The sequence below is a fragment of the Pseudoxanthomonas sp. UC19_8 genome (assembly GCF_042700505.1).
GTDB lineage: Bacteria > Pseudomonadota > Gammaproteobacteria > Xanthomonadales > Xanthomonadaceae > Pseudoxanthomonas_A > Pseudoxanthomonas_A winnipegensis.
This window is the reverse complement of sequence record NZ_CP170559.1, coordinates 4,095,813-4,118,082: the sequence shown is the minus strand read 5'-3', so window position 1 is coordinate 4,118,082 and position 22,270 is coordinate 4,095,813. Positions and strand designations below refer to the sequence as shown.

The following is a 22,270-nucleotide window of genomic DNA, read 5'->3' as shown; positions in this document are numbered from 1 at the left end:
GTCCATCACCAGTGCTTGGAGATGGACATGCTGAGGAAGCGCCCGATGGCCGAGTAGTTCGTCGAGTCATAAGGTGCGTAGCTCGGCGAGGGCGCGAGATAGGAGGGCGGCGCGCGATCAAGCAGGTTCTGTCCTGCAAGCTCGAACGCAAGTTCGCGCCAGGGCCCTCTGCCGGGGTCGGTCTCATAGCGGAGCGTGGCGTCGAGGGTGGTGAAGGAGGCGCCGCGGGTATCGCGCGTCACATCCCTGACGCCTTCTTTGTAATTACCAAACAGACTCGCCGTCATGCCCCGCCGGTCCCACACCATTCCCAGCCGGGCGCTGATGCGGGCTGGATGAAAGAGCGTGCCTGCCAGCGCAACGGGTGCCTGATCCGCCGCGATGGATTGGTTGCTGTCCAGCCAACTCGCCGCGCCCCGGACCGTCAGATCGCCCTCGCCGGCCTCGAAGCGATAGGCGCCGGAAAGATCGACCCCTTTGATCCGCTGGCGCGACGCATTGACATAGCGGCCATCGATGATTGCCGCCACTTTGTTCGAGTCATAGGGCGAGCCGGCGTAGTTGTAGAAATCGCTCACCCCGACCAGTGCCGCGGACTGCTCGCCGGCCGTCGGCGCCAGCGTCACAAAATCCGCATAGGTCGCGTTGCCGAACACATCGTAGGAGGTGATGGGCTGCAGAATGCGCTGGGTGTAATCGATGTCGAACCAGGTCAGCTCGGTCTCCAGCCCCGGCAGGGCCTCGGGATGCAAGGCCAGCGACGCGCTCCAGGTCCGCGCACGTTCCGGTCGCAGATCGCGGTTTCCGCCGGAGAGCCAGAGCGCGGTGGCATCCGCCGGAAGGCCCGTCGCGCCGAACGTCGAAGCGAGGTAATAGATACCGGTCTGCCCGGAGAATCGCTGCATCAACGTTGGGGCCTTGAATGACCGACCCCACGCCGCCTTGAACGTGATTCCGGAGCTCGGCGAATAGATCAGTCCCAGCTTTGGCGTGTTGACCCTGCCGTAATCGCCATCCTCGGTGCGGACCGCGCCGGTCAGTTCGAGACGGTCCACCCCACCAGCGCCCTGCGCGGCATCGATGAGTGGGACGCTGACCTCCGCGTACGCGAAGCGGCTGGCCTGGGCGCCGTCGGCATATCGCTGGTAGAGAAAATCGTTAGAACGGTATCCCGCGCCAGCCGCCAGCCGCGCATTACCGGCAGGCAGGGACAAGAGCGCGCCCTCCACGCCAAGCTCATAACTGTGGCTGGCGTTGCTGTAGGCGCCGGTGCCGCTGCTCAGCGACTGTCCTGTCGCGGCCAGGATCGCCGGCTGGGCGAACGCGGTCTTGTCCTTGCCGAGCGCTGCGTCCAGCTGCAGGGTCCAGTCGTCGCTCAGGCGCCATAGCAGGCTCGGTGCCACCAGCGTGGTATGGGTTTTGGCCCGATAGGGGTAATAGACGCTTCCGTAGGACTGGGAGGTCTGCGTTTCCCTCGCGCTACGCAAGCCGTCCAGCCGCAGCTCGAGCGTCTCTCCCAGTGCTTGGTGCAGGCTCAGCACGCCGCTGCGCAGTTCGCCATCGGGCCACAGCGTGGAGGGGCGCAGCATGGCACCCGTGTAGTCCCGTTGATCGGAACGGATGGGGTCGTTCGAGGCCTGTTTCCACGCCGCCACCAGTCCACCGCCTGCCCAGGTGGTGCCGGCGGTCGCGGTGGCCTCATGCGTGGCCAGGCCGCCATCGGTCGCGCCGCCATAGCGTGCGCCGAGCGTGATCCCCTCGAAGTCGAGCTTGAGGATGACATTGGCGACACCGCCGACCGCGTCGGAGCCGTACACTGCGGAGGCCCCGTCCGGCACGATCTCAAGCCGATCGACCGCATCCAGCGGAATCGCGCCGAGGTCGACAGCCTGGGCGAATCCGCTGTACGCCAAGCGGCGGCCGTTTAGCAGGGTTAGGCTTGCATCCGGGCCCAGGCCGCGCAGGTTAAGACTCGATCCCCCGGTGATGTTCTGGTTGGCCGGGCCGCCCGCCGCCGCGCCGGTGGCCACCCCCGGATTCTGTCCGCCCCCGAAGTTCTGCGGCAGGCTGCGGATCACCTCACCCAGGTCGGTGAAGCCTTCCTCGCGGATGCGCGTGCTGTCGATGGTGATCACGGGCGAAGGCGTGGTGCCGCCCTTGATGCGGGTGCCGGTGACCTGGACGGTGTCGAGTTGAACGGCGGACGGGGTCGACTGGTTGTCGTGCCCTGAGTCCGTGGGCTGCTTGTCGCTATCGGTCTTGCGTGTGACTTCCTGTGCGTCGACCGCGCCGCTCAGCGCGACTGCGACCCAGAACAGCATGCTGCGAACGACATGTCGTGATTGCCGCGAATCCATGATGCGTCTTCCCCGTTGGCATCCGACAGGCACGACCTGAGCGTTGCGGCTGTCGGACAGCCGCAAACGAAGGCGTATTCCCGTCTGTTGACTTGCTTTCCCCACGCCCACGCCGAGCGGCGGCCGCACGCGCCAGCTCTCAAGGCGAAAGGCCCCATGGCTACGATATACGTAGCACTGTGAACACTACGTTTTACGTAGTATCGATGTCAAGCGCCGTTTCTGAAGCTTCCGCATATCGAGGACTGATATGCACGCATGACGCGGAAGCCGCCAGGCAATGTCTACGGCCGACGCCTGCGCGAGGCGCGGGATTTCTACGGGTTCTCCCAGATCCATCTGGCGGTCGCCGCGCGCCTGGATGAGTCCGGTGCCAGTGCGCGGATCAGTCGCTATGAAACCGGCGTCCATCAGCCCAAACTCGGGTTGCAGAAGCTGTTCGCCGACGTTCTGGCGCTGCCGATCAGCTTCTTCTACATCGAGGATGACGCAGAGGCGCTGAGCGTCCTGGACGCGCATCGGAGTGAGGAGCCCTTCCGCACCCTTGCCAGGGTCATGCGCCAGCTGGGACAGGCCTGATCTTCGAGGAAGTTGATCGCGGGAGAGGTCTGACGACGCGGACTCGACGGCCACGTCGAAGCCATGGGCCGACCGCTGCCCAAAAGAAGCGCTGAAACAGTTCTGCTTTAGCAGAGTCAGCACACACCTGACCAAGACACGCGCCTCGGCGCGTGCAGCCGCACCGCGGCCGACCAAGACAAACTTGGCCGTACGCCGCGTTCTACTTGCGCAACTTCATCGCCGCGCTCGCTAGGCTACGTAAATCGTAGTATCGAGGCAGCCCGGGCGACCGGAAGCTTTCCTGCATGGAAGGCACACAAGTACGCGCCCGTGGCTGACAAGCCGCCGCTCCCCGTCTACAGCCGCAGGCTACGTCAGGCGCGCGAGGCGCATGCGATCTCGCAGCGCGCCCTCGGCATCGCCGCCGGCCTGGACGAATTCGTCGCCAGCACGCGTGTGAACCGTTACGAGACCGGCGTCCACCAGCCCGACCTGCAGACCCTGCAGCGGCTGGCCGCCGTGCTCGAGCGCCCTGTCGCCTACTTCTACGCTGAGGACGATGACCTCGCCCAGCTGATTGCCGAGTTCAAGGAGCGGCCGAGGAGCAAGCGCTAGTCCGAAGCTGCGACGCTAGCGGGGCCTCGCGCGTTCCGTCCCGCACAACGGGCCGCCAGCGGGTGTCGACGAGACGTCCTTACAGTCGTCCCGATTGCCGCGTGCTTCATGGCCCGGACTTAGACGTGTCGTACCGCCGTTCGAAGACAAAAGCGCCCCGGCGGGGCCGGGGCGCTTGGTGGGTCAGGCTTCCAGGCCCCACTTGTCGGGGTCGGCGGGCTTTTGCTTGTAGATCGTGCCGGCGAAGTCGACGTGCAGTTCGGTCCAGTCGCCCTCTCCCTGATAGGCGAGCACTTCGAAGTGTTTCGGTTTGCGTTCCGGCTTGCCGTGGGTGGTCCATCCGGCCTGTTTGACGGCGGTCAGGGCGGCTCGCGGATCGGCGGGCACATCCGGGTGGTGATGGTGGTGATGCTTGGGACCGTGGTGGGGCTTCTTGTGCTCCACCTCGACGAAGCGTCCACCCTTCTTGCTGATGCGGGTGACCTTGATCTCCGAGGGGCGTTGTTCGCCTTCCAGTCTCACTGAGAGGCCCTGATGGAGGGGAAAGGCTTCGGCGCCTTCGGGACCCAGGTCGGCCAGGTGAACCTGGTCGCCGGACTGCAGGGTGAAGCGATGCGCGAAGACGTGTTCGACGACGCCGGTCAACGCGACGGTTTCATGGTGCGGCATGCATTTCTCCTAAGAGCGCCCAACCGCGGGCGCGGCAAGGGAATGCGTGCGGGCTGGGCGCGTTTCAAGCGGAGTGCTGCGAGCGGTTGGCGGGCGTGCAGGTTTGTGGGTGGAGATGCATGCCGCAGTTCTTCTTCACCGCGGCATGCAGGGAGACTCACCACTCATCGCTACGCGGCCCAGCCGACACGACAGCCGGGGGGCCCGGCTGTGGCGGCGTGGGACGCGGTGCGGCGGGTCGCGGGTGGTGAGCGGAACGTCCATGGATTCCCGCTTCCGCGGGAATGACGGGCTGATGGAGATCCTGTGGGAGCCGCCATGGCGGCGACGGGGCTCTCACCTGTAGAGCGGAGCTTGCTCCGCTGGGGCCTTCCCCACTAACCGAACGAAAAGCAGCGGAGCGAGCTCCGCTCTACAGACGGGCGGCTACGAGATTTGAGGAGAGTTGCTCCCATCTTGCAGTCGGCGACCGGATCAACCCGGCGCGGCCGGGCGCTCTCCGGGTCGGCGCAGGCGTGCGCGACGAGTGGAGACTCGTGACGGGTTATCCGAACCTGCCCGTATGCGGTGGCGTTGAGGCGATGCCTAGGTCCCAGTAGATGCCTGGGACCCGGTACACGCCAGGGCCCCGCGTCACGCGGGGCCCGACCGGCTTACTCGCCCTCGCCGCGGTTGGCCAGTTGCTCGCGGATCTGGGCGTCGACCGCGGCGATGGCGGTCATGTTGAGCACGCGGCGCGGGGTGGCGCTGGCGGTGAGGATGTGGACCGGCTTGGACACGCCCATCAGGATCGGGCCGATGGCCACGCCCTCGGTGAACACGCGCACCAGGTTGTAGGCGATGTTGGCGGCCTCCAGGTTGGGCAGCACGAACAGGTTGGCGCGGCCCTTGAGCGTGCTGTTGGGCATGATCTGCCGGCGCAGGGTCTCGTCCCAGGCGGTGTCGCCCTGCATCTCGCCGTCCATGTTGAGATCGGGCCGGCGCTTGAGCAGCAGTTCGCGCACGGCGCGCATCTTCAGGGCGTCGCGCGAATCGTGGCTGCCGAAGTTGGAGTGCGACAGCAGCGCGACCTTGGGCTCGATGCCGAACAGCTTCAGGCGGAAGGCGGCCTGCAGCGTGGCCTCGGCGATCTGCTCGGCGGTCGGATCTTCCTGCACGTGCGTGTCGACGAAGAAGAACGCGCCCTGCTGGTTGATCACGCCGGTCATGGCCGAGGTGGAACTCACGCGCGGCTCCAGCGGGATGACGCTGCGCGCATAGCCGAGCTTCTTGTGGAAGCGTCCGACGATGCCGGTGAGCATGGCGTCGGCCTCGCCGCGGGCCACCATCACCGCCGCGATCAGGGTCGGCCGCGAGCGCATCAGCTCCTTGGCCGCGGCCACGGTCACGCCGCGGCGTTCGGTCAACGCGTGGTAGGTCTGCCAGTACTCGTTGAAGCGCGGGTCGTCGTGGATGTTGGTGACCTCGAAGTCCTGGCCGGCGACCAGGCGCAGGCCCATGCGCTTGATGCGCTGGTCGATCACCTCCGGGCGGCCGATCAGGATCGGGAAGGCCACGCCTTCATCGACCACGGTCTGCACCGCGCGCAGCACCACTTCCTCCTCGCCTTCGGCGTAGACCACGCGCTTGCGATCGGCGCGGGCGCGGTCGTAGACCGGCTTCATCATCAGGCTGGTGCGGTAGACGAACTGGCTCAGCGTGTTGCGGTAGGCCTCCATGTCCTCGATGGGGCGCTCGGCGATCCCCGAGTCCATCGCCGCCTGCGCCACGGCGCTGGACAACTCCACCAGCAGGCGCGGGTCGAGCGGACGCGGGATCAGATAATCGGGGCCGAAGCTGGGCGTCTCGCCGCCATAGGCCGCGCCCAGGTCGGAGGCCTCGCGCCGGGCCAGGGCGGCGATGGCGCGCACGCAGGCGACCTTCATCGCCTCGTTGATGCCGGTGGCGCCGCAGTCCAGCGCGCCGCGGAACAGGTAGGGGAAGCACAGCACGTTGTTGATCTGGTTCGGATAGTCCGAACGACCGGTGCCGATGATCGCGTCCGGGCGCGCCTCCTTGGCGACCTCGGGCATGATCTCCGGGTTGGGATTGGCCAGGGCGAAGATGATCGGCTGCGGCGCCATCGACTTGACCATCTCGGGCGTCAGGATGCCCGGGGCCGACAGGCCGAGGAAGATGTCCGCGCCCTCGACGATCTGCGCCAGGGTGCGCTTGTCGGTGTCGCGCGCGTAGCGCTGCTTGTCCGGATCCAGGTCGGTGCGACCGGTGTGGATGACGCCTTCGCGGTCGAGGGCCAGGATGTTTTCGGGCTTGAGGCCCAGCGAGACCAACATGTTGACGCAGGAGATGCCGGCCGCGCCCATGCCCGTGGTCGCCAGCTTGACCTCCTCGATCTTCTTGCCGGTGACGATCATGGCGTTGAGCACCGCGGCGCCGACGATGATCGCGGTGCCGTGCTGGTCGTCATGGAACACCGGGATGTTCATCTTCTCGCGCAGGGTGCGCTCGACCTTGAAGCACTCCGGGGCCTTGATGTCCTCCAGGTTGATGCCGCCGAAGGACGGTTCCAGCGAGGCGATGATCTCGATCAGCTTGTCCGGGTCGGTCTCGTTGATCTCGATGTCGAACACGTCGATGCCGGCGAACTTCTGGAACAGCACGCCCTTGCCTTCCATCACCGGCTTGGCGGCCAGCGGGCCGATCGCGCCCAGGCCCAGCACCGCGGTGCCGTTGGTGATCACCGCCACCAGGTTGCCGCGCGCGGTATAGGTGCTGGCGGCCTTGGGATCGGCGGCGATCTCCTCGCAGGCATAGGCCACGCCGGGCGAATAGGCCAGGGCCAGGTCGCGCTGGGTGATCATCGGCTTGGTGGCGATGACCTTGATCTTCCCGGCGGGCGACTGGCTGTGGTAATCCAGCGCGGCTTGCTTGAATTCTTCTTTGGACATCGGCGTGGTGGGCATCTTCGATGGGGGTTGGATTCTAGCGCCGCGATCCTGAGTGGACCGGCAGTGGCGGCGGCGGGGGGTCCCACCTGGCGGGAACCGGGCGCTTGCGCTCGGTCATGGCGTCAGACGCAAGAGGCCGGGCTTGTGGGCCCGGCCTCTTGAGGCATCTGGCGCGGCAGGGCCTTACGCGGTGATCGGCAGGCGGTCCGGATCGGACTCCAGCTTGCCGTCCAGGGCCGCGTTGAGCTTGTCGCGGTCCAGCGCGTTCTCCCAGCGCGAGACCACGATGGTGGCCACCGCGTTGCCGGTGAAGTTGGTCAGCGAGCGGCATTCGGACATGAAGCGGTCCACGCCCAGGATCAGCGCCATGCCGGCCACCGGGACTTCCGGGACCACCGACAGCGTGGCGGCCAGGGTGATGAAGCCCGCGCCGGTGACGCCGGCCGCGCCCTTGGAGCTGAGCATGGCCACCAGCAGCAGCGTGATCTGGTGACCCAGGGTCAGCTCGGTGTTCGTCGCCTGGGCGATGAACAGCGCGGCCAGGGTCATGTAGATGTTGGTGCCGTCCAAGTTGAACGAGTAGCCGGTCGGCACGACCAGGCCCACCACCGACTTCTTGCAGCCGGCCTGCTCCATCTTCTCCATCAGCGAGGGCAGCGCCGACTCGGAGGAGGAGGTGCCCAGCACCAGCAGCAGCTCGGCCTTGAGGTAACGGATCAGCTTGAGGACCGAGAAGCCGCACAGCCGGCAGACGATGCCCAGGATCACCAGCACGAACAGCAGCGAGGTGATGTAGAAGCTGCCCACCAGCCAGGCCAGGTTGGCCAGCACCGCCAGGCCGTACTTGCCGATGGTGAAGGCGATCGCGCCGAAGGCGCCGATCGGGGCGGCCTTCATCAGGATGTGCACCAGGCGGAACACCGGGGTGACCAGCGCGTTGAGGAAATCGACGATGGGCCGGCCGCGTTCGCCGGTCATCGCCAGCGCGATGCCGAACAGCACGGCCACGAACAGCACCTGCAGGATGTTGTCGCCCACGAACGGGCTGATCAGCGTCTTGGGGATGATGTCCATCAAGAAGCCGGTGACCGTCATGTCGTGGGTCGCGTTGACGTACTGGTCGACCTTGGTGTGGTCCAGGTCGGCGACGTTGACGTTCATGCCCGCACCCGGCTGCACGACGTGGGCGACCACCATGCCCACGATCAGCGCCAGCGTGGAGAAGAACAGGAAGTAGATCATCGCCTTGCCGAAGACCCGACCCACGCTGCGCAGATGGGTCATGCCGGCGATGCCGGTGACGATGGTCAGGAAGATCACCGGGCCGATGATCATCTTCACCAGCTTGACGAAGGCATCGCCCAGCGGCTTGAGCGCCTCGCCCAGCTTGGGGTCGAAGTAGCCGACCAGCACGCCGATGATGATGGCCACGATCACCTGGAAGTACAGGTGCCGGTAGAACGGGAGCGGCTTGGACGGCGCCACGCCGGCGCTGGGAATGTGCATGGTCGGTGGACTCCTGAGGAGAGAGGCGCGGGCGGACGGTACGACCCACGGAACGAGGCGCACGGTAGCCCCTGCCGCGGCGGCGGGCATTAGCACATTGGTACTAAGCGTCATTAACAGGCCTTTGGCGGCGTTTCCACGGCTGGCCGCGACGCTTTTGCCCCTCCCCTTGCCCGCAACGCGGGCAGGGGAGGTTGGGAGGGGGTCGCTTCTTGCGCGGTGGCTGGAGAAGCGAAGCAAAAGCGACCCCTCCCCCTCAGTCGCTAGCCGCGACTTCGAGCTCCCCTTCGCCTTCGGCGAAAGGAAGCGACCGTTTCTGCGAGCTGCTGGCGCTTCGCATGCGACGGAGGAGGCCGGGAGGCGACGCTCGCGCTCGGCCGCGCTTTGCGCCCCTCCCCTTGCCCGCAGCACGGGCAGGGGAGATTGGGACGGGGTCGCTTTTTTGCGCAGTGGCTGGAGAGGCGAAGCAAAAGCAACCCCTCCCCAGCCCTCCCCTTCGCCTGCGGCGAAAGGGAGGGGGCCGGTCTTGCGCTCTGCGGGTCTCTCGCACATGCCGGAGGAGTGCGCGCGCTCAGGCTCCGCTTTCCATTTGCTCTTGGCGTACAGGAGCAGCACGCTCTTTCGCTTGGTTCGCCCTAATCGCGGCGCGGCGTCGGCGCCTGCGTCGCGGCATGCTCGCCGTGTGCGACCATGCCGCGCTCGTGCCCTGCGCGTTCGTTTCCATGCCTCAGCCGTGCCCCGCCTCTCTCCACGCCTGATCCGGATCGCCGGCTGGTCGCTGCTGGCCGTGGCGATCGCTTCCACCGCCATCGGCGCGGCGGTGCTGGCGCGCAAGGCCGCGCTGGAGAGCGAGCAGCGGGCGCTGGCCGACCAGCTGCACCTGCGCGCGCAGTCGCTGCAGCGGCTGATCGAGCGCTACCGGGTGATGCCCACCGTGCTGGCGCTGGATCCGGAACTGCGCGCGGCGCTGCAGCAGCCGCAGCAGGCGCGCGATGTGGCCGCGCTCAACCGCAAGCTGGTGGTGGCCAACGGCGCCACGCACGTGTCCACGCTGACCCTGATCGACCGCGAAGGCATCGCCGTGGCGGCCAGCAACTGGGACGACCCCAGCAGCAACGTCGGCCAGGACTACGCCTTCCGCCCGTATTTCCGCAACGCGATGCGCGACGGCACCGGCACCTTCTACGGCATCGGCGTCACCACCGGCGTGGCCGGCTACTTCATCTCCGAGGCGATCCGCGATGCGCACGGGCGCCGGCTCGGCGTGATCGCGGTGAAGATCACCCTGGACGCGCTGGAGACCGAGTGGCGCGACAGCCGCGACCTGCTGTTGCTCAGCGACAGCCACGACATCGTGTTCCTGGCCAGCCAGCCGCGCTGGCGCTACAGCGAGCTGCGCCCGCTGACCGAGCGCGACAACGCGGACCTGAACGCCACGCGCCAGTACGCGGGCCAGCCGCTGCATCTGGCCGGCCTGCAGGTGGTGGATACCCTGCCCGGCGGCGACCGCCGCGTGCAGCTGCGCAACCCCAGCGCACGCGGGCTGTGGCTGTGGAAGTCGCTGCCGCTGGACGGGCCCGCGTGGACCCTGCACGCGCTGCGCCGCGATCGCAGCGTCGCCGCGGCCTGGAGCGCGGTCGCGGTGGCGGTGGCGTGCTGGCTGCCGCTGATCCTGCTGGGGCTGTTCGTGCGCCAGCGCGTACGCCTGGCCGAGCACCGCCGTCGCAGCCGCGAGGAACTCGAACGCATGGTCGCCCACCACGCCGAGGCGCTGCGCTCGGCCCAGGACGGGCTGGTGGATGCCGCGCGCGCGGCAGCCTCGGGCCAGTCCAGCCTGGAACACCTGCCGCAGGGCGTGAGCGTGGTCGATGCGCAGCTGCGCCTGATCGCCTGGAACAGCCGTTACCAGGAGATGTTCCAGTTCCCCGCCGAGATGATGCAGGTGGGCCGGCCGATCGAGGACTTCTTCCGCCACAACGCGCGCAAGGGCTGGCTGGGGCCGGGCCAGGCCGAGGAGGCGATCCAGCGCCGCCTGGACCATCTGCGCAGCGGTGGGGCGCACATGCACGAGCGCGAGCTGCCCAACGGCCGCGTGCTGGAGATCCGCGGCAATCCGATGCCCGACGGCGGCTTCGTCACCAGCTTCGCCGACATCACCACCTACGTGGCCGCCGCGCGCGACCTGCGCACGCTGGCCAGCACGCTGGAGCGGCGCGTGGAGGAGAGCACGGCCGACCTGCGCGCGGCCACCGCGCTGGCGGAGAACGCCAACCGCTACAAGGCGCGCTTCGTCGCCTCGGCCGTGCACGACCTGCTGCAGCCGCTCAACGCCGCGCGCATGTTCCTGGGCGCGCTGCGCGGCAAGCTGCACGGCGAGGAGGAGCGCGACCTCATGCAGCGCGCACAGACCGCGCTGGCCGCGCAGGACGACCTGCTGGCCTCGATGCTGGAAGTGTCGCGGCTGGAGGCAGGCGTGCTGCAGCCCAAGCTGGAGGACGTGGCGCTGGGCCCGCTGCTGGCCGGGTTGGCCGAGCAGTTCGGCATCCTGGCCCAGGCGCAGGGCCTGGTCCTGCACACGGTCGGCACCCGCGCGCGGGTGCGCACCGACCCAACCCTGCTGCGCCGGGTGCTGCAGAACCTGCTGTCCAACGCGCTGCACTACACGCCGCACGGCAAGGTGCTGCTGGGCTGCCGCCGCGTGCCCGGTGCGGTGCGCGTGGAGGTGTGGGACACCGGCGTGGGCATCCCGGAGAACAAGCACGCGGCGATCTTCGAGGAGTTCGCGCGGCTGGACAACGGCCTGCGCCACGACCGCCGCAGCGCCGGTCTGGGCCTGTCGATCGTCGAGCGCACCGCGCGGCTGCTGGAGCATCCGCTGTCGCTGCGCTCCTGGCCCGGACGCGGCAGCGTGTTCGCGATCACCGTGCCGTTGGCGGCGGCGCCCCCTCCGGCGGCAGCCGCCCCGCGTGCGCCGGTGCCGGGCGCGCTGGCCGCACAGCCGCTGCAGGGCACGCGGGTATGGTGCCTGGATGCCGATGCGCAGGCCTGCGAGGCGCTGACGGCGTTGCTGCGCAGCTGGGGCTGTCAGGTCGCCGGCGGCAGCGCGCCGCAGGCGCTGGAGGCGCTGGCCGGCCAGGAGGCGCCGCCCGACCTGGTGCTGATGGATCTGCGCTGGCGGGACGGGCGCGGTGCGGCGGCCGTGGCTGCGCTGGAGCCGGTGCCGCCGCTGGTGCTGATCGGCGCGCCGGGCGAGCGCGCCGAAGCGCTCGAGCACGGCCACGGCTTTCTCGCGCGGCCGATCACGCCGGCTGCGCTGCGTGCGGTGCTGACCCAGCGCCTGATGGCGAGTGGGAGGCTGCGCTGAGGCTGAGGCGTTGGTCTTGTCGCAGGGGATGATCGGGCTTTCCCGGGAGAGCCTCATCGCTGCCATTGGCTGAAAAAGGCCAAAAGGGCGGCAGCCCGTGTAGAGCGGAGCTTGCTCCGCTGCTCTTCGTTCGGTTCTTGGGAAGGCCCCAGCGGAGCAAGCTCCGCTCTACAGGCAGGATGCTGCGAAATTTGAGGACACAGTTGCTCCCACCAAGACCCTACAAGGCGTCGTCGTGGCTGGGGACGTCGTCCAGCTCGAGGGAGCGCGCCATGACGGCGGCCTGGGTGCGCGAGCGGCAGCCGAGCTTGGACAGCACGGCGCCGACGTGGATCTTGACCGTGTTCTCGGCCAGCCCCAGCGCGGCGGCGATCTGCTTGTTGAGCAGGCCCTCGGCCACCAGCATCAGCACGCGGAACTGCTGCGGCGTCAGCTGCGCCAGGCGCGCGGCCAGCTGGGCGTCGGCCTCCGAGCGCGCGGCGGTCAGCGGCGGGAACCAGGTGCCGCCCTCGAGCACCGTGGCCACCGCCTCGCCGATGGTTTCCACCTGCGAGGACTTGGGGATGAAGCCGGCCGCACCGAACTGCTGGGCGCGGCGGATCACGCGCGGATCGTCGTTGGAGGAGATCACCACCACCGGCAGCTCAGGGCGCTCGCCGCGCAGCAGCGCCAGCGCCGACAGGCCGCGCGCGCCGGGCATGGCCAGGTCCAGCAGCACCAGGGCCACGTCCGGATGCTGCTCCAGGGCCACGCCCAGGGTGGAGACGCTGGAGGCCTCGACCGTGGACACGCCCGGGAAGCGCGAAGCCAGCGCGTGCAGGACCGCGGCGCGGAACAGCGGATGGTCGTCGGCGACGAGCAGGGTCGGTGGCGTCATCCGCACAGTCTAGGACACCGCGGGCGGGCGGCGCTCAGGCCGGCGCCGCGCGCAGATGTCGGATTCGCCATGTGGCCGGACCCGCGCGTGCGGGTTGTTGTGGATTCGTAAAACGCGCCGGACATGCGCAGGCATCCCGTGGACAATTTTTCACCACATCAAAGTTGCTCGCACTTGCTGCAATAACGCTTCGCGTCGTTGAACCCGATGTAAAGAATCCATGAAGCGTCGCCAGCGCGATCGTCGCGATGGACCGCGCTTGTCATGCAACGTTCATGCATCGCTTGTCGACTCGAGAAATTCGTGGCTAGTCTCGGGATGTCGCTTGTACGGAAAGACACCCAACGCATGTCCTCGTTCGTCCTGACCCTTGCCCTGCTGGCGATGGCCTGTCTGTTGTTGATGTCCGGCCGCGGGCGAGTGTGGAAGGCGTGCGTGCTCTCGCTCCTGGGCGTGCTGCTGAGTACGTGGTGGTTCATCGACCGCCTCAGCGGCGATGGCCTCAACGCGGCCACGCTGTATCACCTCAGGGCCGGGATGGAAGGCGCGGGCGTCTCGGATTTCGCGGGCGACATCGCCGCCTATGTCGCGTTGCTGCTGGCCTCGCTGCTGCCGTTGGGTCTGGCGCGTGTGCGGCGCTGGCGCCTGCACGGCCATGCGCGCGCCACCTCCGCCGCCTTCCTCGCCGCTGCCGCGATCGCCATCACCGCCAGTCCGCTGCCGCGCGATGGCATGCGCCTGTATCGCCTCGGTCAGCCGGTCGATGGCAGCGTGGTGGCGGGCGAGTACCGCGTCCCGCGCGCACCGCTGCCCACGCGCAAGAACATCGTGTGGATCTATGGCGAGAGCCTGGAGCGCACCTACTTCGATCGGAAGGCCTTCGGGGGGATCACGCCGCACCTGCAGCAGCTGGCCAGCGAAGGGCTGGACTTCCGCAACGTGACCTCGGCCGACGGCGGCGGCTGGACCATCGCCGGCATGGTGTCCTCGCAGTGCGGCGTACCGCTGACCGCCGCGCCGGGCGATGAGAACAGCTTCGGCCGCATGCACAGCTTCCTGCCCGAGGCGCAGTGCTTGGGCGACTATCTGCGCACGCAGGGCTATCGCAACGATTTCATCGGCGGTGCCGATGGTGCGTTCGCCGGCAAGGGCAGCTTCCTGGCCAGCCATGGCTACGACGATGTGCGCGATCTGGCCTGGTTCCAGCGCCAGGGCATCGATCGCCGCCACTTCTCGGCCTGGGGCGTGCACGACGATGTGCTGCTGGACCAGGTGTGGGACAGGTTCCAGGCGCTGTCGCGCGCGGGTCAGCCCTTCATGCTGACCACGCTGACCATGGACACCCACCATCCGGCCGGGCACCTGCCGGTGGCGTGTCAGCGCCAGGGCCAGGACGCGGTGAGCATGCGCGAGGCGATCGGCTGTTCGGACCGATTGATCGGCGAGCTGGTCGCCAGGATCCGCAGCAGCCGCTGGGCCGACAATACGGTGGTGGTGGTCGCCTCCGATCACCTGGCCCTGCCCAACGAGCTAGCCGACACGCTGCGCATGCTGCACCGCGAGAACCTGCTGCTGATGCTGGGCCCGGGCATCGCGCCCAAGCAGGTGGACACGCGGGGCGGCAGCACGCTGGATTCCGGCGCCACGCTGCTGTCGCTACTGGATCCGGCGCTGGGCGCGATCGGCTTCGGCCGCTCGCTGCTCGACCCGCACGCCAAGCCCAGCGCCAGCGCCGCCTTCGCGCAGGCCGACGGCCGCGACTATCGCCGCTATCTGGCCTACGCCAACCAGCTGTGGACAGGGCGGCAGACGCGCACGCTGCGCGTGGACGACGATCGCCTGGTCGTCGGCGTGCAGGAGCTGCGCCCGCCCGTGCTGCTGGATTACGACAGCAGCTGGAACCTGAAGAACATCACCCTGGAAGACACGCCGCGCCGCTTCCGCAAGGCCAGCCCGGAGAACACGCTGGCCTATGTCGACCGCTGCACCGCCTTCGACAACGACTCACCCGACAGCGGCTGGTGCGCGCTGCTGATCAACAACGCCCGCGATGCGCGGCTGTACCGCAGCGGCGAGCTGGCGCACGGCGTGCGCGTGGACGCGCCGCTGCAGCGCATGGCCGGCGCGCGGCTGGAGCCGCGCCAGCCGGTGATGGTCGGCTCGGCCTTGCGCCAGACCGCGCCCGGCCACTACCAGGTCACGCTGACCACCTCGCACCGGCCCAGCCACGCCTTCTGGATCGAGGCCATGGATGCGCAGGGCAAGGTGCTGGCCCAGCACTGGGCGCTGCCGGATCCTTCCGGCCGCATCGAGATGAGCCTGGACCTGGACCGCGAAGTGGACGACATGCAGATCCGCGCCTGGCTGGGTTCGCCCGACGACATCGGCGTGGACCACGATGTGGCCCTGGTGCCGGCGCCGACGCGCGGCAAGCGCTCGTAACCGCGCTCAGTAGGTATAGGTGATCGCCCAGACCGCGCCGGGCTCGGTGCGCCGCACCAGCAGCGGGCTGCCCTGCACCTGGCCCCCGTAGCGCGTGGAGGTGAGCTGGGTCGTGGAGGTCCAGTGCGTGTCGAACTTGTGTTCCCAGCCCAGGCCCAGCGCACCGGCGTACAGCCCGGCATCGGCCTGGAACGGCGCGAAGTCCGAGCGCGCAGCCTGGGCCTGCGTCACGCCGAACGCGGCCTGGTTGTAATGCGCATCGCCCCACCAGGCATCTACGTCCACGGCCATGCCGTCGTGCGCGGTCTGGAACAGCCCCAGCTCGGTGCCCAGGTGGAACTGGGTGCGCGGCGCGGACTGGCGCAAGGTGCGCTCGGCCTCGGCGCTGACCGACAGCCAAGGCGTGAACTGCGCCTCCAGCATGGTGTGCGAGGTGAAGGCGTCGGGCACCTGGCCGATGCCGGCCAGGCGCGTGCTGCCGGAGCGCCAGCGGCTGTCGTGATCGACGCGGCCAAAGTCGTAGGCCACCGACTGCGACAGGGTGAACACCGGCCCGAGCTGGAACTGCAGGCCGGCGCCGTGTTCCTGATCGGCGAACAGCACGCCGTGCTGCAGCGAGAACACCGGCATGGGCGCGAAGCGACTGCCGCCGCCGCCCGGATAGCGCGACTCGAGCTGGGCGGCCATGCCGATCACCTGTTCGTTATCGCTGGTCGGCTGAGTGACGGTCGCGTCCTGCGCTCTGGCGGGCAAGACCGCCAGCGTGCCGAGGGCCGGCACCGCCAGCAGGAGAGAAATCAAGCGCACATGCATGGTCTAAGGTCCTAGGCGGCCCGGCCTCGCCGGCGGCCTCCCGCCGGGCGAGGCGTGGGTCGGCGCGGCGCGAATCCGCTGGCGAGCCCGGGCCCATCGGTGACCATTTTCTGGCAGAAAATGTCGGGACGATGTCGTACTTGCCGGAGCCGGAACGGTTCCGTTCATGCCCCACGCGTCCGCCGCGGCGCGCGATCGGCCTCAAGGCGCCTGCGGCTGGACCAGCGCGTGCCAGTTCTCCAGGAACTGGCGGCGTTTGAGCGTATCCAGGTACACCAGCAGGCCGGGCCCCAGCGCGATCGGCCGCAGCGCCTCGCCGGCCGGCAGGACCGAGCCCAGGCGCGCCTGCTCGGTCAGCACGCGCTGGCCGCGCGGCGAGAGCAGATAGTCCAGGAAGGACTGCGCCTGCGCGGGGTGCTGCGCCGTGCGCGGGATCACCGCGGTGCGCAGCGCCAGCAGCGTGTAGTCCTCCGGCTGCACCAGACCCAGCGGCGCGCCGGCGTCGATGCGCGCCTGCGCGTAGGAGCCCAGCACGTTGTAGGCCAGCAGCAGCTGGCCGCGCGCGACCCGGTCCAGCAACGGGCCGGTCCGCTCCTCCAGCTGCACCGCGTTGCGGCCCAGCGCGGCCAGCAGCGCGGTGGACACGCTGCCGCGCTGCGCGTCCTGGGTCGCGAACAGATAGCCCACGCCGCTGCGCGCGATGTCGTAGGTGCCCACCCGGCCGCGCAGCGGCGCGTCCGGATCGCGTAGCAGGTCCAGCAGCTGGCGGCGCGTGCGCGGCACCTGGTCCGGCTTGAGCAGGCGCGTGTTGTAGACGATGGCCACCGGCTCGGTGCTGACGGCGAAGACCTCGTGCCGCCACTGCGCCCAGTCGGGCAGCGCCTCGGTCTGCGGCGAGCGATAGGCCAGCGCGTGGCCGTCGTTGGCCAGCTTGGTCTGCAGGTCCATGCTGGCGCTGATCATCAGATCCGGGCCGTGCGCGTCGTTCGGGGCGCGCAGGTAGCGCGCGTACATCTCCCAGGAGACCACTTCCTCGTACAGCACCTCGACGTCCGGATGCAGGCGCTGGTAGTCGGCGATGACGCTGGCGAACACCGGCAGATCGGTCGAGCCCTGCACGCGCAGCTGCGCCCCGGCCTTGCCGGCGGGCGCGGGGAAGCGGCGCGCCTTGTCCGACTGCGCCCAGGCCAGGGGCACCACGCACAGCAACAGCAGCACGGCGAACAGACGCATCGGGCGCATCAGGCGATCCTCGGCAGGCGCAGGGTCACCACCAGCCCGCCCTCGGGCTGGTTGGACAGGTCGATGTGTGCGCCATGGCTGTCGGCCACGCGCTTGACGATGGCCAGGCCCAGGCCGGCGCCGCCCTGTGCGGCCCGCGCGCCGCGGGCGAAGCGCGCGAACACGGTGTTGGCCTCGGCCGCCGGGATGCCCGGCCCGTGGTCGGCGATGGTCACCACGCACTGCGCCGGCTCCACGCGCAGCGCGATCTCCAGCGGCCCTTGCGCGCCGCCGTGCTTGAGCGCGTTGTCGATCAGGTTCTTCAACGCCTCGCGCAGCAGCAGCGCATCGCCGCGCACGTACGCTGGCGCCGGGTCCATCTCCAGCACCAGGACCGGCTGCGGGCCGACCGCCGGCAGCGCGTCGTGCAAGGCCTGGCGCAGCGCCTCGGCCAGGTCGCAGCGCGTGAAGTCCTGCAGGTTGGAGCGGTGCAGCACGCTGGCATCGCTGAGCAGTTGGTTGAGCAGGCGGCTCATGTGGGTCGCATTGCGCTCCACCGCGACCAGGCTGCGGCGCATGTCGGCCGGGTCGTCCTCGTCCAGGCCCAGCTGCGCCTGCGCGCGCAGCGCCGCCAGCGGCGTGCGCATCTGGTGCGCGGCCTCGGCCATGAAGGCGCGCAGGTTCTCGTTGCTGGCCTGCAGGCGCTGCATGAAGCGGTTGAGCGCGCCGACCATCTGCTGCATCTCCTGCGGCGCGCCCTCGGGCAGCGGGCGCAGGTCGGAGGGCTCGCGCCGCGACAGGTCGCCCTCCAGCCGCGCCAGCGGCCGCAGCGCGCGCTGCACGCCCAGCCAGACCAGCGCAGCACTGAGCAGCGAGAGCAGCGCCAGCGCGGCCAGCGCGCGCAGCACCAGCTCGCCGGCCAGCGCCTCGCGCGCGCGGCGGGTGTGCCCAACCTCCACCAGCACCTGCGCCTGCGCCGCCGGCGTGGTGATGCGCCGGGCCACCGCCGCCACGCGCACCGGCTCGCCGCTGTAGCGCGTGTCGAACAGCACCGGCTGCCCATCGCCCGGCGGCCGGCGCGGCATCGGCAGGTCGCCGTAGCCGGTGATGGTGCGGCCGCTGCCGTCGAGCACGCGGTAGAAGACGCGGTCCTCCGGCGCCATCGACAGCATGTCCAGCGCCGCGTACGGCAGATCCACCTGCCACTGGCCATCGGCCAGGGCGACGCTGTCCAGGATCGACATCGCCGAGGACACCAGCAGGTGGTCGTAGGACTGGTTGGCGGCGCGGTTGCCATACGCGCGTGCGGCGAAGAACAGCACGGCGATGGCCAGCGCCGACAGCGCGCCCAGGTACAGCAGCAGCGTGCGCCGCAGCGAAGGCGCGGCGCGGCTCATGGCGCGGCGGCCTCGGCCTTGTAGCCCACGCCGCGCACGGTGGTGATGCGCAGCGGTCCGTGTTCGCCCAGCTTGCGGCGCAGGCGGCCGATGTACAGCTCGATGGCATTGGGCCCGGCCTCGTCGTCGAAGCCGAACAGGCCCTTGGCGATCTCGTCCTTGCTCACCACCTGCTCCAGCCGGCCCAGCAGGATCTCCAGCAGGCGGAACTCGCGGTTGGGCAACTCCAGCGCCACGCCATCCACATGCACCGTGTGCGCGGCGGCGTCGAACACCAGCGTGCCCACCTGTATCGCGGCGGTGGCCTGGCCGCGGCTGCGCCGCAGCAGCACCCGGCAGCGCGCCTCGAACTCGCGGAAGTCGAACGGCTTGGCCAGGTAGTCGTCGGCGCCCACGTCCAGTGCGTGCACGCGGTCCTCGATGCCGTCGCGCGCGGTGAGCATCAGCACCGGCGTGGCGTCGCCGCGCTCGCGCAGCTCGCCCAGCACGGTCAGGCCGTCCATGCGCGGCAGGCCGATATCCAGCACTACCAGGTCGAAGGCTTGGTAGCGCAGCACGCTGGCCGCGCCCAGGCCGTCGCGCTGCCAGTCCACCGCGTGGCCGCTGCGCCGCATGCGTCGCACGATGGCGTCGGCCAGGTCCTCGTTGTCTTCGACCAGCAGCAGGCGCATCGGCACGGCCAGCACGGCATGGGGCGCCGCAGGATTCCATCTGCGCGCGGCCGCGTCCATCCCACCTTTGCTGCGCCGCAGCGACAGGACCATGACAGCTTGCGGCCCCTAGCCTGCCTCGCAACCTCGGCGCCCGGGCTCGATCCGCGGCGACCGGTCCGAACCTGGGAGGGTCCGTGTCCACCACCACCAACACCATCGCCGCGCTGGCCGCGGTCCTGGGCGCCTGCGTCGCCGCACCGGCCCTGGCCGCGGACGAGGACACGCGCCCGATCACCGCCGAACTGGGCGGCCGCCTGCACTGGGACTTCGCCGTGTTCGACAACGACGAGCGCGGCGCGCCCAACCGCAACGACACCCAGTTCCGCCGGGTCTGGCTGGATGTCTCCGGGCGCTTCTACGGCTTCACCTACAAGGCCGAGGTCGATCTGGCCGGCCTGCAGTATGCGCCGGGCAGCGCCGGCATCGTCGCGCGCGATGTGTACATCGCCAAAGCGTTCGACGCCGGCACGCTGACGGTGGGCCAGTTCAAGCAGTACTTCAGCCTGGACGATCGCACCGGCTCCAACTATGGCGCGTTCCTGGAGCGCGGCATGGGCCCCAGCACCCTGGCGCCGATCTACCGCAAGGCGGTGTCGTGGCAGGCCACCCTGCCGCATGGCACCTGGGCGGCGAGCGCCTACAGTCTGGAGAGCATCGACAACAGCGCGACCAAGGGCGCGGCGGTCGGCGGAACGCGCGACCTGGCTGCCGCTGGATGCGGGCAGCACCCTGCGGCACCTGGGCCTGTCGCTGGCGCACGAGGCCTACGACCATCCGGGCACGCGCCGGGCCACGGCGCTGGTGCTGCGGCCGCGCCCGGCCAACGACCTGGCCGACAACAGCCGCCTGACCCTGGCGCGCTTCGACGCCGGCCGCGACACCGACGTGGACAAGTGGTCGCTGGAATACGCCGAGGTCCACGGCCCGCTGTCCTGGCAGGGCGAATACAGCGGCGCGGTGCTGGACGACGGCGCGCAACAGGCGCAGGTGCAGGCCGCCTACGGCTTCGTCAGCTGGTTCGTCACCGGCGAGTCGCGCGGCTACGACCGCAAGACCGGGCGCTTCTCGCGCATCAAGGCCATGCGCCACCGCACCGGCGCGCTGGAATTGGCGCTGCGCTACGACCGCATGTGGGGTCGGCAGCATCCCGACGGCATGGCCGACACGATCGATGCCTCGATGCGGGCGGTGACGCTGGGCGCCAACTGGTACTTCCAGCCCAACCTGCGGGTGATGTTCGACGTGATCGACAGCCGCAACCGCGACCACCGCACCGGCACCACGCTGGACCACACCCTGGCCTACACCGGACGCTTCCAGTACGACTTCTGATCCACCGCCGCACCGCCGGTGCGGCCTTCAACCCTTGAGGAAACGCGAATGCTGACGCTGCTCGGCTTCGGGATGGTCATCGCCTTCATGTACCTGATCATGTCCAAGCGGCTCTCGCCGCTGGTGGCGCTGATCACGGTGCCGATCGTGTTCGCGCTGCTGGGCGGCTTCGGCGGCGGCATCAACGAGATGATGCTGGAGGGCATCAAGAAGATCGCGCCGACCGGCGTGATGCTGATGTTCGCCATCCTCTACTTCGGCGTGATGATCGATGCGGGGCTGTTCGACCCGCTGGTCGGGCGCATCCTGCGCCTGGTCAAGGGCGATCCGCTGAAGATCGTGATGGGCACGGCGATCCTGGCGATGCTGATCTCGCTGGACGGCGACGGCTCGACCACCTACATGATCACCGCCTCGGCCATGCTGCCGCTGTACCACCGGCTGGGCATGAACGCCCTGCGCATGACCTGCGTGACCATGCTCGCCAGCGGCGTGATGAACCTCACCCCGTGGGGCGGGCCGACCGCGCGCGCGGCCACCGCGCTGCACGTGGACCCGGCCGATGTGTTCGTGCCGCTGGTGCCGGCGATGGTGATCGCGCTGCTCAGCATCCTGGCGCTGGCGTGGTGGCTGGGCCTGCAGGAGCGCCGCCGCCTGGGCGTGATCCAGCTGCCGCCGGGCCAGGACTGGATGGATGCCTCGGTGGCCGAGGACGGCAGCGACGCCCTGCCCACGGTCGAGGATGTCGAGCACATCAAGCGGCCCAAGCTGCTGTGGGTCAACTTCGCCCTGACCTGCGCGCTGATGGCCGCGCTGGTGGTGGGCGTGCTGCCGATGCCGGTGCTGTTCATGATCGGCTTCGCCATCGCGCTGGTGATCAACTACCCGGACCTGGCCGAGCAGCGTCGTCGCCTGGTCAACCATGCCGGCAACGTGCTGTCGGTGGTGTCGCTGATCTTCGCCGCCGGCATCTTCACCGGCATTCTGTCCAACACCGGCATGGTCGAGGCGATGTCGCGCAGCTTCCTGGCGGTGATCCCCGATGCCTGCGGCCCGTACCTGGCGGTCATCACCGCGCTGGCCAGCATGCCCTTCACCTTCTTCATGTCCAACGACGCCTTCTACTTCGGCGTGCTGCCGATCCTGTCGCAGGCCGCGGGCGAATACGGCATCACGCCGGTGGAGATGGCGCGCGCCTCGCTGGCCGGCCAGCCGGTGCATCTGCTCAGCCCGCTGGTGCCTTCGACCTATCTGCTGGTGGGTCTGGCCAAGGTGGAGTTCGCCGATCACCAGAAGTTCACCCTCAAGTGGGCGGTGCTGGTCTCGCTGGTGCTGATGGCGGCGGGGTTGGTGTTTGGGTTGTTTCCGTTGGTGGCTTGAGTGGCGGGAATCGGGAATCGGGAATCGGGAATCGGGAATCGGGAATCGGGAATCGGGAAAGCAAACGCCACTGAC

At 69.2% G+C, this 22,270-nt stretch carries 14 protein-coding genes and 1 pseudogene; 6 read left to right on the top strand and 9 right to left on the bottom strand.

What is annotated here, in order from left to right; genetic code table 11:
• Positions 1-5: 5 nt before the first annotated feature.
• A complete protein-coding gene (locus ACFJIT_RS18080; RefSeq protein WP_379654489.1) occupies positions 6-2,321 on the bottom strand; it encodes a TonB-dependent receptor plug domain-containing protein in 2,316 nt (771 codons plus the stop codon).
• A 294-nt stretch (positions 2,322-2,615) separates the two neighbouring features.
• On the opposite strand from ACFJIT_RS18080, the gene ACFJIT_RS18075 reads away from it, so the two are divergent.
• The gene (locus ACFJIT_RS18075) at positions 2,616-2,936 is read left to right on the top strand and encodes a helix-turn-helix domain-containing protein (protein ID WP_205953641.1); all 321 of its coding nucleotides are present in this window, start codon (positions 2,616-2,618) and stop codon (positions 2,934-2,936) included.
• 312 nt (positions 2,937-3,248) lie between these two features.
• Positions 3,249-3,533 carry a helix-turn-helix domain-containing protein gene (locus tag ACFJIT_RS18070; protein ID WP_130535961.1) on the top strand — a complete coding sequence of 95 codons (285 nt, stop codon included), beginning with the start codon at positions 3,249-3,251 and terminating at the stop codon, positions 3,531-3,533.
• 183 nt (positions 3,534-3,716) lie between these two features.
• Here the strand turns inward: ACFJIT_RS18070 and ACFJIT_RS18065 are convergent, their stop codons facing one another.
• The 3 genes from ACFJIT_RS18065 to ACFJIT_RS18055 form a co-directional block, all read right to left on the bottom strand.
• Entirely contained in the window at positions 3,717-4,202 is a 486-nt protein-coding gene (locus tag ACFJIT_RS18065; RefSeq protein ID WP_379654488.1) for a hypothetical protein, read from the bottom strand.
• Positions 4,203-4,855: 653 nt separating this feature from the next.
• Positions 4,856-7,150: an NADP-dependent malic enzyme gene (locus ACFJIT_RS18060; RefSeq protein ID WP_130535963.1), complete on the bottom strand. Its 2,295-nt coding sequence runs from the start codon at positions 7,148-7,150 to the stop codon at positions 4,856-4,858.
• Between the two features lie 183 nt (positions 7,151-7,333).
• On the bottom strand, positions 7,334-8,656 hold the full coding sequence (locus tag ACFJIT_RS18055; protein WP_130521572.1) for a dicarboxylate/amino acid:cation symporter: 1,323 nt from the start codon (positions 8,654-8,656) through the stop codon (positions 7,334-7,336).
• A 733-nt stretch (positions 8,657-9,389) separates the two neighbouring features.
• Here ACFJIT_RS18055 and ACFJIT_RS18050 point away from each other — a divergent pair.
• Complete coding sequence (locus tag ACFJIT_RS18050; RefSeq protein WP_379654487.1) at positions 9,390-12,020, top strand: PAS-domain containing protein; 2,631 nt, start codon at positions 9,390-9,392, stop codon at positions 12,018-12,020.
• Between the two features lie 220 nt (positions 12,021-12,240).
• On the opposite strand, the gene ACFJIT_RS18045 is transcribed toward ACFJIT_RS18050, so the two are convergent.
• Positions 12,241-12,897, bottom strand: a complete 657-nt coding sequence (locus ACFJIT_RS18045) for a LuxR C-terminal-related transcriptional regulator (protein ID WP_379654486.1) — start codon at positions 12,895-12,897, stop codon at positions 12,241-12,243.
• Positions 12,898-13,245: 348 nt separating this feature from the next.
• Between ACFJIT_RS18045 and ACFJIT_RS18040 the strand changes: the two genes are divergently transcribed.
• Positions 13,246-15,339: a phosphoglycerol transferase I gene (locus tag ACFJIT_RS18040; protein ID WP_379654485.1), complete on the top strand. Its 2,094-nt coding sequence runs from the start codon at positions 13,246-13,248 to the stop codon at positions 15,337-15,339.
• 6 nt (positions 15,340-15,345) lie between these two features.
• Here ACFJIT_RS18040 and ACFJIT_RS18035 read toward each other — a convergent pair whose 3' ends face one another.
• The 4 genes from ACFJIT_RS18035 to ACFJIT_RS18020 form a co-directional block, all read right to left on the bottom strand.
• Positions 15,346-16,140, bottom strand: a complete 795-nt coding sequence (locus tag ACFJIT_RS18035) for a MipA/OmpV family protein (protein WP_379654484.1) — start codon at positions 16,138-16,140, stop codon at positions 15,346-15,348.
• Positions 16,141-16,353: 213 nt separating this feature from the next.
• Complete coding sequence (locus tag ACFJIT_RS18030; RefSeq protein ID WP_379655802.1) at positions 16,354-17,385, bottom strand: ABC transporter substrate-binding protein; 1,032 nt, start codon at positions 17,383-17,385, stop codon at positions 16,354-16,356.
• Positions 17,386-17,393: 8 nt separating this feature from the next.
• The gene (locus tag ACFJIT_RS18025; protein WP_379654483.1) at positions 17,394-18,770 is read right to left on the bottom strand and encodes a sensor histidine kinase N-terminal domain-containing protein; all 1,377 of its coding nucleotides are present in this window, start codon (positions 18,768-18,770) and stop codon (positions 17,394-17,396) included.
• Positions 18,767-19,441, bottom strand: coding sequence for a response regulator transcription factor (locus ACFJIT_RS18020; RefSeq protein ID WP_286577792.1), 675 nt, complete (start codon positions 19,439-19,441; stop codon positions 18,767-18,769). The genes ACFJIT_RS18025 and ACFJIT_RS18020 overlap by 4 nt, the downstream gene beginning before the upstream one ends.
• Before the next feature lie 176 nt (positions 19,442-19,617).
• On the opposite strand from ACFJIT_RS18020, the pseudogene ACFJIT_RS18015 reads away from it, so the two are divergent.
• Together ACFJIT_RS18015 and ACFJIT_RS18010 are read left to right on the top strand one after the other, a co-directional pair.
• Positions 19,618-20,815, top strand: a pseudogene (locus ACFJIT_RS18015) (OprO/OprP family phosphate-selective porin).
• A gap of 48 nt (positions 20,816-20,863) precedes the next feature.
• Positions 20,864-22,195, top strand: coding sequence for a CitMHS family transporter (locus tag ACFJIT_RS18010; RefSeq protein ID WP_130521558.1), 1,332 nt, complete (start codon positions 20,864-20,866; stop codon positions 22,193-22,195).
• Positions 22,196-22,270 lie beyond the last annotated feature (75 nt).